Annotated in this window: 12 protein-coding genes; 7 read left to right on the top strand and 5 right to left on the bottom strand. The window is 66.2% G+C overall.

Annotation, left to right across the window (positions count from 1 at the left end; genetic code table 11):
• Positions 1–503: 503 nt before the first annotated feature.
• Together KA248_04165 and KA248_04160 are read right to left on the bottom strand one after the other, a co-directional pair.
• The gene (locus KA248_04165) at positions 504–1,190 is read right to left on the bottom strand and encodes a hypothetical protein (GenBank protein ID MBP7829093.1); all 687 of its coding nucleotides are present in this window, start codon (positions 1,188–1,190) and stop codon (positions 504–506) included.
• Positions 1,191–1,427: 237 nt separating this feature from the next.
• On the bottom strand, positions 1,428–3,281 hold the full coding sequence (locus tag KA248_04160; GenBank protein MBP7829092.1) for an amidohydrolase: 1,854 nt from the start codon (positions 3,279–3,281) through the stop codon (positions 1,428–1,430).
• A 366-nt stretch (positions 3,282–3,647) separates the two neighbouring features.
• On the opposite strand from KA248_04160, the gene dnaK reads away from it, so the two are divergent.
• The 6 genes from dnaK (at position 3,648) to nfi (ending at position 9,254) form a co-directional block, all read left to right on the top strand.
• A complete protein-coding gene (dnaK, locus tag KA248_04155; protein MBP7829091.1) occupies positions 3,648–5,588 on the top strand; it encodes a molecular chaperone DnaK in 1,941 nt (646 codons plus the stop codon).
• Between the two features lie 69 nt (positions 5,589–5,657).
• Positions 5,658–5,948: a co-chaperone GroES gene (groES, locus tag KA248_04150; protein MBP7829090.1), complete on the top strand. Its 291-nt coding sequence runs from the start codon at positions 5,658–5,660 to the stop codon at positions 5,946–5,948.
• 12 nt (positions 5,949–5,960) lie between these two features.
• Positions 5,961–7,598, top strand: coding sequence for a chaperonin GroEL (gene groL, locus KA248_04145; protein MBP7829089.1), 1,638 nt, complete (start codon positions 5,961–5,963; stop codon positions 7,596–7,598).
• A gap of 99 nt (positions 7,599–7,697) precedes the next feature.
• Positions 7,698–7,925, top strand: a complete 228-nt coding sequence (locus KA248_04140; GenBank protein ID MBP7829088.1) for a DNA-directed RNA polymerase subunit omega — start codon at positions 7,698–7,700, stop codon at positions 7,923–7,925.
• Between the two features lie 27 nt (positions 7,926–7,952).
• Positions 7,953–8,444 carry an SsrA-binding protein SmpB gene (gene smpB / locus KA248_04135; protein ID MBP7829087.1) on the top strand — a complete coding sequence of 164 codons (492 nt, stop codon included), beginning with the start codon at positions 7,953–7,955 and terminating at the stop codon, positions 8,442–8,444.
• Between the two features lie 135 nt (positions 8,445–8,579).
• A complete protein-coding gene (gene nfi / locus KA248_04130; protein ID MBP7829086.1) occupies positions 8,580–9,254 on the top strand; it encodes a deoxyribonuclease V in 675 nt (224 codons plus the stop codon).
• 95 nt (positions 9,255–9,349) lie between these two features.
• Here nfi and rsmA read toward each other — a convergent pair whose 3' ends face one another.
• From rsmA to KA248_04115, 3 genes are read right to left on the bottom strand one after another with little or no spacing between them, the layout of a single operon-like run.
• Positions 9,350–10,186, bottom strand: a complete 837-nt coding sequence (gene rsmA, locus KA248_04125) for a ribosomal RNA small subunit methyltransferase A (GenBank protein ID MBP7829085.1) — start codon at positions 10,184–10,186, stop codon at positions 9,350–9,352.
• Positions 10,183–11,157, bottom strand: a complete 975-nt coding sequence (gene pdxA / locus KA248_04120; GenBank protein MBP7829084.1) for a 4-hydroxythreonine-4-phosphate dehydrogenase PdxA — start codon at positions 11,155–11,157, stop codon at positions 10,183–10,185. Before pdxA ends, rsmA begins: the two co-directional genes overlap by 4 nt.
• 23 nt (positions 11,158–11,180) lie before the next feature.
• A complete protein-coding gene (locus tag KA248_04115; protein MBP7829083.1) occupies positions 11,181–12,152 on the bottom strand; it encodes a peptidyl-prolyl cis-trans isomerase in 972 nt (323 codons plus the stop codon).
• Between the two features lie 126 nt (positions 12,153–12,278).
• On the opposite strand from KA248_04115, the gene ilvD reads away from it, so the two are divergent.
• Complete coding sequence (ilvD, locus tag KA248_04110) at positions 12,279–13,946, top strand: dihydroxy-acid dehydratase (protein ID MBP7829082.1); 1,668 nt, start codon at positions 12,279–12,281, stop codon at positions 13,944–13,946.
• Positions 13,947–14,120: the final 174 nt, after the last annotated feature.

The following is a 14,120-nucleotide window of genomic DNA, read 5'->3' as shown; positions in this document are numbered from 1 at the left end:
GTCTGGCGGGTGAATCAGTTTGGCGGCTGAGAGCCGGCGCCCGTCTCCCTCGGCATCCTTCTGCCGCCGGCGTGGTAAAGCGCCGGTGGCAGAAAGATGGGCGGAGCGCGTCGCCGAAATGATTCACCTGCGGCGCAAGGCCTCCGGGGTCTTGTACTATCTCTGTCCCTGTCTCCTCTTCCTTCGTCGAAGCAGTCGAGGGATCTCTCAAGTTTTTTATTTTTTTACGGAATATTCCGGTGCGCATTCCTTTCTTATAATGAAACGCGATAGAAAGGAGGCCAGGGAACGGAACGCATATGGAAGTGACAATCGAATAGAGGCTGAAGGGGGTCAGACCCCATGAGGAGGTTTCTCTCTGCCCGGCTGATGCAGAGGCCGGCCGGGGGGCTGCGGGTGATTCGGCATGAGGGATGTGCCATGCCGGATTCGGCCCGATACCCGGCGGCCAGGCTCTCTTGCCTGTTGAACACCCCGCCCGCAAGGGGGCCGGCGCGGTTCGGTCAGTAAACGACCAACGCGATGGAGGCGTACCAGGTGTCGTCCACGGCCTCGTCGAGCAGGGTGCGGTCTCCACTGTGCGCTTCGTAGCGGCGCTCGAAGTCCAGGCCGCCCGCGACGCGCAGCCAGAGATCGCTGAACAGGCGGTGTTCGGCGCCCAGCCCCGCGCGCCAGCTCTCGATCAGGAAGACCTGCTCGCCGGCCTCGTCATCGTCGACGGCCCAGCGGTCGCCCGCCGGCTGCACGAGCGCGAAGAGTCCGAGGTTCGCAGTGGGTGCCCAGCAGGCGGACGGCGCGGGCAGCACGAGCCGGAGCGTCACGGCCTCTAAAGGCTGCCAGATGAGGCCGCCGACGGGGTAGACCTGTGGCTCGCCAAACGCGGTGTCATAGGCCGCGCCCAAGGTGAGTTGGAGCCTCGGGGTGAACGGGTATTCCCCCGCGGCGTGAAGGAGGAGTTTCCCCTCGCCGGTGCGGCCCTCGCGGAGGTCGGTGAAGAAGCCGGGCATAACCAGTGCGCTCCAGCCCCAGCCGGATTCGGAAGGCCGGGCGGCCGCCAGGAAGAGGGCCAGCCCGTAGAGGTCCTCCGTGTCGAGGTCCGGGTGCCCGCTGAAATCGAGCCGCGTCCACCCAGCCCAGCCGCCACCCGCGAGGGATGCTTCGCCCAGCGGCAGACTCGCCAGCGGAGCCATGAGCCCGGTTTCTTGAACGCTCACGCGACCCGATAGGGCGGGATCGTCCGGGTCTTCAAACCGGACCCGACCGGTGGTGATAAACGACAAACCGGCAATTTCCTCGCCGGGGGCGCGCGGCCCTTCCGCTTCGGCCATCACGGCGTAACCCATTACCCCGACTAAACCGACGAACCAACAAGAACGCTTCCACTGCTTGGACATGGGATGTTCCTTGTGAAAGGCTGCATGGCCGGGTTAAAAGGTGCCCGAGCGGGCGCTGATCTCCTCGCGGTTCTCCGCCCGCCGGCCGGGGGTCAGCGCCAGCGAGCCCCGCTCGCGGCCGGGGCGGCCCTTCTCGTACACCTTCCGCCCGCCGACCATCGTCACGTCCACGAACCGGTCCAGCGTGCCCAGCCCGACCTCGTGGGTCAGCAGGAACCACAGCGTGGGCATCTTGCGCAGGTTCGTGTTGAAGATCACTAGGTCGGCGTACTTCCCGACCTCGAGCGAGCCGATCTCGTCTTCCATGAACAAGTTCCGGGCCGAACCCAGCGTCCAGAACCGGATGCCGTCCTCGATGGACACGGCCTCGCGCGGTCCCCAGGAGTTATCCCCCTTGTAATTCATCCGCAGGGCGGCGATGAGCAGGCCGTAGGCCGGGTTGAACGGGCCGGCCGCCCAGTCGGTGCCGAACGACACCCGCACGCCGGCCTCGTCCAGCGATCGCCACGGCATCCGCCGCGAGACTCGCTCGAAGCCCAGCCCGTTCTCAACCATTGCGTCGGCGAAGAAGTGCTGCGGCTGCATCGAGGCGCCGATGTCCAGCCGCGCCATCCGGGGCCAATCCTCCGCCGGCGGCATTTCGCAGTGCTCGATGCTGTGCCGCGCGTCCCGCATGCCGTTGGTCTTCAACGCGCGCTCGTAGGCGTCGATCACCCGGCGCGCGCCCGCGTCGCCGCACGCGTGGGTGCAGCATTGCAGGCCCAGCTTGTCCGCGATCTCGATCACCCGGTTGAACTCCTCCTCCGTCCAGTCCGGCCGGCCGCGGGTCGAGGGATCGTCCGAGTACGGCTCCAGCAGGAAGGCCGTCCGGTTGTCCCCCGTGCCGTCAATGTAGAACTTCAGCGACTCGCCCAGCACCAGGTGCGGACCGGATTCCGTCTCGCGCAGCTTTTTCCAGTCCCGCAGGTCCTTCTTCAACTGCGCCTCGTCCGCCAGCCGCTCGTGCCCGATGAAGTACGCGCAGCGCGCCCGGACGTTGTCCAGCCCGCCCCGGTCGCGGAACTTGAGGATCGTGGGGATGAACTGGGGGTAGATCTGGATGTCGTGCACCGTCGTCACGCCGTAGGACAGCGCCTCGTTCAGGGTTTTCGTCATGGCGTCCATGACGCCCTGCTCGACCGTCGGCCCCAGTTCGTCCCAGGTCCAGTAATCCAGGTAGTTGACCACGTGATAATGCAGGCATTCGCCGGTGCAGCGGCCCGTCTCCGGGTCGCGCACGGGGGAGAGCCGCTCGAAGGCCTCCGGGTTGCGCGCCTCCATCAGCTCGATCGCCTTGCTGTTCAGCCAGCCGCCCTGGCCGCTGTAGGCCATCAGCATCACCGGGCGGTCCGACACGACGGCGTCGAGGATCTCTCGCCGTGGGCCGTCCGGGAGTTGGTCCATCCGCCAGCCAATCCCGCCGATCAGCGGCAGGTCGGGATAGTTCTCCGCGCGCGCCTTGATCCAGGCCAGGATGTCGTCCTGGGTCGCCAGCGTGAACAATTCCCACGGCTGGAGGTATGTCATGCCGCCGATCCACAGGGCGTGGCAGTGGTTATCCACGAAGCCCGGTGTCACCAGCCGTCCGCGCCCGTCGATCACCTCGGTGTTCGGCCCCACGAAATCCGCGACGCCCTCGCGCGAGCCGACGTAGGCGATGCGCTCGCCCCGGATCGCCAGCGAGTCCGCGTACAACTGGTTGGTGTTGCTCGTGAAGATCCGCGCGTTCGCGATCACCACGTCCGCCGGCTGCGCGCCCGTCCGGCTGAACTTCGGTGCCGTCGCGCATCCGCCCGCCGCGAGCAGCAGGACCAGCGTCCTGACACTTCGAATGATAGCGTCCTTCATGGCCGGCCTCCCAAAGCTGTTTTCTGTGAACCCGCCGCCTATATTTTTAGAACGCCAACTCGTCGCCGAAAAAGCAATCTTAAAAAAGGATCGGCCGCCTTGTTTGTCCAAGCTACTCGCGAATGAGATCGGGCCCGAAGGCTCACCAAGCCCTGCGCCAAAAGGGCGCCCCCAACCATGCATAGGGACAAATCGTCTCAATCCATGCTATTGGCATGATAACTTGATGGAATGCATTAAATTGTCATTATTTATTGCTATTAAATAAAATATGACTAATGCGCATGGTTTTTCATATTCGTGTGGCACGGCGGATGCTCATTGACGGGTGCGAAAATTCAATTTGAAAGAAAGCAGAGGCAAAACATGGCAAAAGTTCTAGGCATTGATCTGGGCACAACGAACTCGTGCATGGCCATCATGGAAGGCGGCCAGCCGGTGGTGGTTCCGAACGCGGAAGGCGGCCGGACGACGCCTTCGGTGGTGGCGTTCACGAAGAGCGGCGAGCGGCTGGTCGGCGCGGCGGCGAAGAGGCAGGCCGTGACCAACCCGAAACACACGGTTTTTTCCATCAAGCGCTTCATGGGCCGGAAGTACGAAGAAGTCGCCCATGAAATCTCGCTGGTCCCCTACGAGGTTGTCCGCGCGTCGAACGGCGACGCCCACGTGAAGATCGGCGACAAGACCTACTCGCCGCCGGAAATCTCGTCGATGATCCTCCAGAAGATGAAGTTGGACGCCGAGGCCTACCTGGGCGAGAAGATCACCCAGGCGGTCATCACGGTCCCGGCGTACTTCAACGACAGCCAGCGGCAGGCGACGAAGGACGCCGGCCGCATCGCGGGCCTGGAAGTGCTGCGGATCATCAACGAACCCACCGCCGCGTCCCTGGCCTACGGGCTGGACAAGAAGAAGGACGAGAAGATCGCGGTCTACGACCTGGGCGGCGGCACGTTCGACATCTCGGTGCTGGAGATCGGCGAGGGCGTCTTCGAGGTGAAGGCGACGAACGGCGACACCCACCTGGGCGGCGACGATTTCGACCAGCGGGTGATCAACTGGATGGTGGATTTGTTCAAGAAGGAGCAGGGGATTGATCTCTCGAAGGATCCGATGGCCCTGCAGCGGCTGAAGGAGGCCGCGGAAAAAGCCAAGTGCGAGCTGTCCAGCTCCCAGCAGTCGGAGATCAACCTGCCCTTCATCACCGCCGACGCGAGCGGGCCGAAGCACCTGACCGTGAGCCTGACCCGCGCGAAGCTGGAGCAGTTGGTGGACGACCTGGTCGGCCGCACGGTCAAGCCGGTGGAGAACTGCCTGCGGGATGCGAAGATCGAAGCGTCGAAAATCGATGAGGCGATTCTGGTCGGCGGCATGACGCGCATGCCCAAGGTGCAAGAGATCGCGCAGCAGCTGTTCAAGAAGGAGCCGCACAAGGGCGTGAACCCGGACGAGGTGGTCGCGGTCGGCGCGGCGATCCAGGGCGGCGTGCTGAAGGGCGAGGTGAAGGACGTCCTGCTGCTGGACGTCACCCCGCTGACCCTCGGCATCGAGACGCTGGGCGGCATCGCGACGACGCTGATCGAGCGCAACACGACGATCCCGACTCGCAAGAGCGAGATTTTCAGCACCGCCGCGGACGGCCAGTCCACGGTGGAAATCCACGTGCTGCAGGGCGAGCGCAAGATGGCCTCCGACAACAAGACCATCGGGCGGTTCCACCTGGACGGCATCCCTCCGGCCCCGCGCGGCGTGCCGCAGATCGAGGTGACCTTCGACATCGACGCCAACGGCATCCTGCACGTCGGCGCGAAGGACCTCGGCACGGGCAAGGAGCAGAAGATCACGATCACGGCCTCCAGCGGCTTGAGCAAGCAGGAGATCGATCAGATGACCCGCGACGCGTCCTCGCACGCGGAGGACGACGCCAAGCGCCGCGAGGCGGCGGAGACCCGCAACCGCGCGGACGCGACGGTCTACGAGACGGAGAAGTTCCTCAAGGAGCACGGCGCGAAGGTGTCCGCCGATAAGAAGGCGACCGTGGAAGGCGCCGTGGCCGCGCTCAAGGAGTCTGTGAAGTCGGGCGACACGGAGCGCATGAAGGCCGACCTGGAGAAGGTCAACGCCGGGATGCAGGCGCTGTCGGGCGAGCTGTACTCGCAGGCGCGCGCCCAGCAGCCGGGCGGGGGCCCGCAGGGCGGTCCGCAGCAGGCCGGCGGCCCCGGCGGGGAGGGCCCCCAGGGCAACGCCCAAGGCGACGTGATCGACGCCGATTTCGAGATGGTGGACGACGACAAGAAAAAGAAATAAGCGGGAAGCGCCGGCCCGGCGCCGCCCCTTTACGCAGAAAACCAACCCAAAAGGGAGGAGTAAGAAGGCATGAAGATACAACCGTTGGGCGATCGGATCCTGGTCGAGCCGGTCAAGGAGGAAGAGGTCAAGAAGGGCGGGATCATCATTCCCGACACCGCGAAGGAAAAACCCACGCAGGGCAAGGTCATCGCGATCGGCACCGGCAAGGTGGACGATAACGGCAAGGTGATCCCCTTCCACGTCAAGAAGGGCGACCGCGTGCTGATGCCCCGTTACGGCGGCTCGGAAGTGAAGATCGACGACAAGGAATACCAGATCCTCCGCGAGGACGATCTGCTCGGAATCATCCAGGACTAAAGGAGAACCCCCATGGCAGCGAAGCAACTCGTATACGATGCGGAAGCCCGCCAGTACATCCTGCGCGGCGTGGAGAAGTTAAGCCGGGCCGTCAAGGCCACGCTGGGCCCTCGCGGGCGCAACGTGATCCTCGACAAGAAATTCGGCTCGCCGAACGTCACCAAGGACGGCGTGACCGTGGCCAAGGAGATCGAGCTGGAGCACCCCTTCGAGAACATGGGCGCCCAGATGGTGCGCGAAGTGGCCAGCAAGACCAGCGACGTTGCCGGCGACGGCACGACGACCGCGACGGTCCTGGCGGAAGCCATCTACCGTGAAGGCCTCAAGAACGTCACCGCCGGCGCCAGCCCGATGGAGCTGAAGCGCGGCATCGACAAGGCGACCGAGGTCGTCGTCGAGCAGCTCCAGAAGATGAGCAAGAAGGTCAAGGACCGCCAGGAGATCTCCCAGGTGGCGACGATCTCCGCCAACGGCGACACGACGATCGGCGCGATCATCGCCGACGCCATGGACAAGGTCGGCAAGGACGGCACGATCACGGTCGAGGAGGCCAAGAGCATCGAGACCACGCTGGACGTGGTCGAGGGCATGCAGTTCGACAAGGGCTACCTCTCCCCGTACTTCGTCACCAACGCGGAAGCGATGGAGACGTCCCTGGAAGATCCCTACATCCTGATGTACGAGAAGAAGATCTCGAACCTGCAGGACCTGCTGCCCGTGCTCCAGAACATCGCCAAGTCCGGCCGCCCGCTGCTGATCGTGGCGGAGGACGTCGACGGCGAGGCGCTGGCCACGCTGGTGGTCAACAAGCTGCGCGGCACGCTGCAGTGCTGCGCCGTGAAGTCCCCGGGCTTCGGCGACCGTCGCAAGGCGATGATGGAAGACATCGCCGTCCTGACCGGCGGCCGGTTCATCTCCGAGGACCTCGGCATCAAGCTGGAAAACATCCAGCTCACCGACATGGGCCGCGCGAAGCGCGTGACCGTGGACAAGGAGAACACCACGATCGTCGAGGGTGCGGGCAAGACCGCCGACATCCAGGGCCGGATCAGCCAGATCCGCCGGCAGATCGAGGAGACCACGTCGGACTACGACCGCGAGAAGTTGCAGGAACGCCTGGCGAAGCTCGCCGGCGGCGTGGCGGTCATCAACGTCGGCGCAGCGACCGAGACGGAGATGAAGGAGAAAAAGGCGCGCGTCGAGGACGCGCTGCACGCGACCCGCGCGGCCGTCGAGGAAGGCATTGTCCCGGGCGGCGGCGTGGCCCTGTTGCGCTGCCAGCCGGCGCTGGCCGACGTCAAGATCGACGGCGACGCCGGCATCGGCGTGGACATCGTCCGCAAGGCCCTCGAGGCCCCGCTGCGCCAGTTGACGGCGAACGCGGGCGTGGACGGCTCCATCGTCATCCAGGAAGTCAAGAAGCAGAAAGGCAGCTACGGGTACGACGTGGCCAAGGACGAGTACTGCGACCTGGTCAAGGCCGGTATCATCGATCCGACCAAGGTCGCCCGGAGCGCCCTGCAGAACTCGGCCAGCATCGCCTCGCTGCTGCTGACCACCGAGTGCATGATCGCCGAAATTCCCGAGAAGGAAAAGAAGCCCATGCCCGGCGCCGGCGGGGGAATGGGCGGCATGGAAGACATGTACTAAGCCCGGAATGGGCCATTGACACGAACCGGGCGGGGCGCCTATAGTGCGCCCCGCCCGGCTTTTCAGAGACTGGAGGCTGTAACGGTGAATATCAAGTACATGGAATTGGCGAAGGAAAAAGTGCCCAATATCCCGCTGCTGATCAACATGGTGTCGCGCCGCGTGCGCCAGTTGAATCACGGCGAGCGGCCCCTGGTCAAGCCGGACAACATGCAGATGTCCCCGATGAACATCGCCCTCAAGGAAATCGCCGAGGGCAAGCTCTCCGCCGAAATCTCCTTTGTGCCGGTCCGCAAGACGCTGGAAAGCAACCCGCTTTCCCTGTAGTTCCCGCGGCCGGCCGGAACGGTTCGCATGGCCCCGGCTCCTTCCCCAGCGCGTCCCGCCATCAAGACGATGGCGACGCACCGGAAGGCGTTCCGGGATTACCATATCCTCGAGAAGCTCGAGGCCGGGATCGAACTGCGCGGCGCCGAGGTCAAGTCCATCCGCGAGGGCCGCTTCAGCCTCTCCGAGAGCCATGCTCTCGTGGAGGGCGGCCAGGTGATCCTCCGCGGGCTGCACGTCCAGCCCTATGCCTGCTCCCGCGTCGAGGAGCACGACCCCCTGCGTCCCAAGCGCCTGCTCCTCCACCGGCGCGAGATCGACCGGCTCGCCGGCCAGACCGCCGTCAAGGGCTGCGCGCTGATCCCGCTCCGCGTCTATTTCAAGAAGGGCCTCGTGAAGGTCGAACTGGCCCTGGGGAAGGGCAAGCAATCCGAGGACAAGCGCGAAACCCTCAAGCGCCGTACCGCCGAGCGCGAGGCCGATCGCGCCATCGCCTCCCGCACCCGGCGGCGGGGGTAATTGGAATGTTCCGTAGAAAGATGTGGTGCCAATGCATCGCATGAATCTCCGGCGACGGAGCGCCGGAGCTACAAAGGATTGTAGTTCCGCCGCTCTGTCGGCGGAAAGGGGTTGCATGCCGTGACGGAGGCCGGCATGAAGCGCCCGCGGCTTTCGCATCCTTGGAGCCTGTCGCCGCGGCAGGCCATCGCGTTGCAGCGTAAAATGGCCTCTCGCGTCCGGATTCAACCGCTGCCTGCCGGGCTCCGCTGGATTGCCGGCTTGGATGCCGCCTTCTCGGAAAAGGAGTGCGTGGCGGCCGTCGTGCTGTGGGACCTCGCGCGCAGGGAAGTGGTGGAGCAGCATGTGGCCCGCGCGCCGCTGCGGTTTCCGTACATCCCCGGCCTGCTGTCGTTCCGCGAGGCGCCGGCGCTGCTCGCCGCGCTGGAGAAACTCGAACGCCGGCCGGACGTATTGATGTGCGACGGGCAGGGCTTCGCGCACCCGCGCCGATTCGGCATCGCGTGCCACGTCGGCGTGCTGACCGGAATCCCGTCCGTGGGCTGCGCGAAAAGCCTCCTCGTCGGCGAGTGCCGGGCGCCCGCGAAACGGCGCGGATCACGCGCGGCGTTGACCGACCACGGAGAGCGCGTCGGCACGGTCCTGCGCACGCGGGATGGCGTTCGCCCCCTCTTCATCAGCGTCGGGCATGACGCGGACCTGGCGACGGCCGAGGACCTGGTGCTGCGTTGTGCCTTTCGCTATCGTCTGCCCGAGCCCGTGCGCCTGGCGGATCAGCTCTGCGGCGCCGCGGCGCATCCTACCCTGTAATACCATGTACGGGTGAGAGGCGGCGAACGGCGTCGCAGAGCTCCGCCCTCCAGTGGCAGGAATCATGGAGGGGCGAGCTCCTGCGAGCCCGAAATCTACCCGCCTTCACCCGGATTTGGTATAAGTCCGTTCGACAGCCGTACCCACTGCTCCGGCGAGAGATCCTCCGGCCGCGCGCGGGGCTCGATGCCCAGCCGGGGGAGCAGCCCGGCGTGGGCTTTCAGGAGCGGCGCCAGCTGCTTGCGCCGCCTCGAAAAGGCGCCCTGGAGAAGCGTCAGAAACGCGGCGCGATTCTTCGGGCGATCCTCGCGGTCGTATGGCAGGCGGTCCAGCGCCACGATCGCGGAGCGCACCTCGGGCGGCGGCAGGAAGCAGGTGGGGCTGATGTCCTTGACGATCTTCACCGCGTAGGCCGTCTGGGCGAGGATGCCGAGCAGCCCGTAGGCGGCGGTCCCCGGCGCGGCGGCGAGGCGCTCCGCCACTTCGCGCTGGACCGTCACCACGATGCGCGCCGGCGGGGTGGCGGACTGGAACAGTTCGACCAGGAAGCGGCTGCCGATGGAGTAGGGAAGGTTCGCGACGACCTTGGTGATGCCCCCGGCGAGCAAGGCGGCCAGGTCCACGTCGAGGATGTCGGCGTGGATTAACTCGAGATTCGGCGCGCCGGCGAAGTGCTGCTGAAGGAAGCCGAACAGCACGGGGTCTTTTTCCACGGCCGCGACACGGCCGGCATAGCGAACCAGCCACTCGGTCAGCACACCGAGCCCAGGGCCGACTTCCAGCACCTGCTCGTCCCGGTGAAGTTCCGCCGTGCGCAGCAGGATACGGAGGATGTTGGCGTCGATCAGGAAATTCTGCCCCAGCGCCCGCCGCGGCCGCAGACCGAGCTGGGACAACAGTTCCCTGACTTCGGAGGGATGGGTCAGGTTCACGGGCGGCGCCACGGGTTCCTGCGCCCGGCCAGCAGGATGGCCTGCCGGACGGCCTCGACCATGCTGGAGGGATTCGCCCGGCCGCGGCCGGCGATATCGAAGGCCGTGCCGTGATCGGGCGACGTGCGGACGATGGGCAGGCCCAGCGTGACGTTCACGCCGGTCTCGAACGCGAGCATCTTGAGCGGGCCGAGCCCCTGGTCGTGGTACATGGCCACCACGGCGTCGAAGGCGCCGCGCACGGCCTGGTGGAAGATGACGTCCGCCGGCACCGGCCCGATGGCGTTGAATCCCGCGCGGCGCGCGGCGCGGATCGCGGGTGCGATCACGGTAATTTCCTCGCGGCCGATCGCGCCGCCGTCGCCGGCGTGCGGGTTGAGTCCGCAGACCCCGATGCGCCCGCCGCGGCAGCCCAGCCACGGGAGGGCCTCGCCGGCGATCCGGATGGCTTCGAGCACGTCGGCTTTGTTCAATTCCCGCGCGACGTCGCGCAGCGGCAGGTGCCGGGTGGCGAGGACCACGCGCAGCGGGCCGCCGAACAGCATCATGGCGTAGCGGCGGGTTCCGGTGAGTTCGGCCAGCAGCTCCGTGTGGCCGGGGACGTGGATGCCGGCCTTCTGAAATCCTTCCTTGCAGATCGGCGCGGTCACCATGGCGTGCAGCCGGCCGTCCAGGCAGGCGACGACGGCGGCGCGGATCCAGGCGTCGGCCGCGCGCGACGCGTCGGCGCGGATGCTTCCGGGCTTCCAGGCCGGCGCGAGCGCGGGGACGGGGTTCCAGATGAATACGCGGGGTCCGGGCCGCGGTAGACGGAGGGCGCGGGCCTGTGCCTGGATCACGGCCGGCGCGCCGATGAGCACGAACTGCACGTTCTTCGGCCAGCCCCGGCGGGTGACGGCGCGCAGGGCGATTTCCGGCCCGATACCGTTGGCGTCGCCGAGGGTGATTCCGATGCGGAGCGTCGCGCTCATGGCTCGGTCCGGCCCGTGGCCGTTCAGAACACCTTGACGTAAAAGCGATTCTTCAGGCGCGCGATCCAGGCGTCGTACAGGCGTTCCAGTTCCTGCTTGTGCAGGCGATCCTCGATGTTCCGGCGCGCTTCCTCAAAGGGCGCGACCGCTGCCTGCTTCCGGCCCTCCACCTTGGCGAGGTAGATTTCGTCGGAGGTTTCGATGACCTCGCTCAACTGGCCCGGCCCGAGATCCTTCACCCCGGCGGCCAGTTCGGCCCGCAGGTCGGAGGTTTGCATCCACCCCATGTCGCCGCCCTGCGCGGCCTTGGGGCCTTCGGACACGGTCTTGGCGACGGTCGCGAAATCCTCGCCGCCCGCGAGCCGCTCGCGGATGCGCCGGGCCTCCTCGATCTTCGCGGCACGCTCCTCCGGCGTGGCGCCGGGATGCAGGACGATCAGCCGGAGTTGGACTTCCTCCGGGGTACGGTAGCTGTCGAGATGCTGTTCGTAGTACTCGCGGACCTGTCGCGGGGCGACGGCCACGCGGTCGAGGATCTCCGTGCGGCGCAGGATGGTGACGATGAGCCCGTCCTTGGCCTGCTCGCGCCATTCCGCGAGGGTGAGCCGTTCCTCGGCGAGGGCGTCGAGGAAGGCCATCCGGTTGTTGTTGAACCGCTCGCTGATCAGGCTGTTGACCTGGCTGTCGATGGCGCGGTCGGGCAGCATGCGGCCCTGGCGAACGAACTCCTCGACGATCAGGGCGCGCTCGATCAGGCTTTCCAGGACGTTCGTGTAGGCCTCTTCCAGCTTCTTCTCCAGCTCGGAGCCCGAGTGCTCCAGCTTCAGCTTCTGCTGGAGGGGGTAGACCATGGCGAAGACCTCGCTCTTGAGAATCACGCGCTGGTTCACCATGGCGGCATAGCCGTCCACAGCCACCGACCGGGCCGCGGCCGGGTCCGCCCACGCCAGTCCTGCCGCCGCGGCGGCCAGGGTCATCAGTCGCACGGATTTCATGGCGGCCAAACTATGGCAAAAGACGCCCCGCCGCGCAACAGCCTTTCGCCCGGGCCGATTCTCCTTGCCTTTCGGGCAGGCCGCCCCCATCTCTAAAGCCTTGGAACGAACGGAAAGGACATCACCATGAGAAGCGACAAGGTCAAGACGGGTTTCGAGCGCGCGCCGCACCGCAGCCTCCTGCGGGCCACGGGGCTCACCACCGAGGCGATGCGCAAGCCGTTCATCGCCATCTGCAACTCGTACACGGATATCATACCCGGCCACGTCCACCTGCGGAAGGTCGGCGACCTGGTCCGCAAGGCCATCCTCGCGGCCGGCGGCACGCCGTTCGAGTTCAACACCATCGGCATCTGCGACGGCATCGCGATGGGCCACGCGGGCATGAAGTATTCCCTGCCCAGCCGCGAGCTGGTGGCCGACTGCGTCGAGACCATGGTCAACGCGCACCTGTTCGACGGCATGGTCTGCATCCCGAACTGCGACAAGATCGTCCCCGGCATGGTCATGGGCGCGCTGCGGTGCAACATCCCGACGATCTTCGTCAGCGGCGGCCCGATGCGCGCGGGCAAGATGCCGGACGGCCGCGCGGTGGACCTGATCAGCGTGTTCGAGGGTATCGGCGCGTTCAAGGCGGGTAAGATTTCCGAGGAGCAGCTCGAGGACATATCCTGCCACGCCTGCCCCGGCGCCGGCTCCTGCTCCGGCATGTTCACGGCCAATTCGATGAACTGCCTCTGCGAGGCGATCGGCCTGGCCCTGCCCGGCAACGGCACGATCCTGGCCGAGGACCCTAAGCGGCGCAGCCTGTGGCGCACCGCCGGAAAACGGATCGTGGAGATGGTCCGCGAGGATCTCAAGCCGCGCGACATCGTCACGGCGGAGTCGCTGGACAACGCCTTCGTGCTGGACATGGCCATGGGCGGCAGCACGAACACGGTGCTGCACACGCTGGCCATCGCGCACGAGGCGGGCGTGGCGTATGACCTCGCCCGCATCAACGAGCTGTCGAAGAAATGCCCGAACATCTGCAAGGTCTCGCCGTCCTCGCCGTACCATGTCGAGGACGTGGACCGCGCGGGCGGCATCAGCGCCATTCTCAACGAAATCGGCAAGATTCGCGGCCTGCTGAACACCGCGTGCCGAACCGTAACGGGCAAGACGCTGGGGAAAGTCATTGCGCGGGCCAAGAGCAAGGATCCGGCCTGCATCCGGCCTGTCGAGAACGCGTACAGCCGGGAGGGCGGCCTCTCCATCCTCTATGGCAACCTCGCGCCCGAGGGCGCGGTGATCAAGACGGCCGGCGTGGACCCGAAGATGCTGAAGCACGAGGGCCCGGCGATCATTTTCGAGTCGCAGGAAGACGCCTGCGAGGGCATCCTGGCCGGCAAGGTGAAGCCCGGCCACGTGGTGGTGATCCGCTACGAGGGTCCGAAGGGCGGGCCCGGCATGCAGGAGATGCTCTCGCCGACGAGCTACATCATGGGGCAGGGGCTGGGCGACAAGGTGGCGCTGATCACGGACGGCCGGTTCAGCGGCGGCACGCGCGGCGCGTGCATCGGCCACGTCTCGCCCGAGGCGGCGGAGGGCGGGCCGATCGGACTGCTGAAGGACGGCGACCTCCTATCCATCGACCTCCCGGCCCGGCAGCTGAACGCAAAGATTTCGGACGGCGAGTGGGCGGCGCGCCGGCAGGCCTGGCGCGCGCCCGAGCCCCGATTCAAGACCGGCTGGCTGGCGCGGTACACGAAGATGGCCAGCAGCGCGAGTACCGGAGGCGTCCTGAAGGATTGAGGCCCCCAGGCTGAAAAGCAAGAGCGCGCCCCGCAGCGGGGCGCGCGCCTCGTGTTTGGCCCTTTTCTTATCCTGTCAGTGCGTACAGGACGGCAGATTCGAGTCGAGGGAGGGGTTTTTTCGACTTCTGGGTAGGGGGTGATGTGTGCACGAAGTCACATAAACCCGGTCGAA

The organism is Kiritimatiellia bacterium, assembly GCA_018001225.1.
In the GTDB taxonomy this organism is placed as follows: Bacteria; Verrucomicrobiota; Kiritimatiellia; order CAIQIC01; family JAGNIJ01; genus JAGNIJ01.
The sequence above is the reverse complement of the archived record's forward strand: the minus strand, read 5'-3'. Positions and strand labels throughout refer to the sequence as shown.

Coding starts and splice junctions, on each gene's coding strand:
- KA248_04115 (MBP7829083.1), bottom strand. CDS start 12,152: ATGAAATCCGTGCGACTGATGACCCTGGCCGCCGCGGCGGCAGGACTG.
- groL (MBP7829089.1), top strand. CDS start 5,961: ATGGCAGCGAAGCAACTCGTATACGATGCGGAAGCCCGCCAGTACATC.
- dnaK (MBP7829091.1), top strand. CDS start 3,648: ATGGCAAAAGTTCTAGGCATTGATCTGGGCACAACGAACTCGTGCATG.
- ilvD (MBP7829082.1), top strand. CDS start 12,279: ATGAGAAGCGACAAGGTCAAGACGGGTTTCGAGCGCGCGCCGCACCGC.
- groES (MBP7829090.1), top strand. CDS start 5,658: ATGAAGATACAACCGTTGGGCGATCGGATCCTGGTCGAGCCGGTCAAG.
- nfi (MBP7829086.1), top strand. CDS start 8,580: ATGAAGCGCCCGCGGCTTTCGCATCCTTGGAGCCTGTCGCCGCGGCAG.
- KA248_04140 (MBP7829088.1), top strand. CDS start 7,698: ATGGAATTGGCGAAGGAAAAAGTGCCCAATATCCCGCTGCTGATCAAC.
- pdxA (MBP7829084.1), bottom strand. CDS start 11,157: ATGAGCGCGACGCTCCGCATCGGAATCACCCTCGGCGACGCCAACGGT.
- smpB (MBP7829087.1), top strand. CDS start 7,953: ATGGCCCCGGCTCCTTCCCCAGCGCGTCCCGCCATCAAGACGATGGCG.
- KA248_04160 (MBP7829092.1), bottom strand. CDS start 3,281: ATGAAGGACGCTATCATTCGAAGTGTCAGGACGCTGGTCCTGCTGCTC.
- KA248_04165 (MBP7829093.1), bottom strand. CDS start 1,190: ATGGCTCCGCTGGCGAGTCTGCCGCTGGGCGAAGCATCCCTCGCGGGT.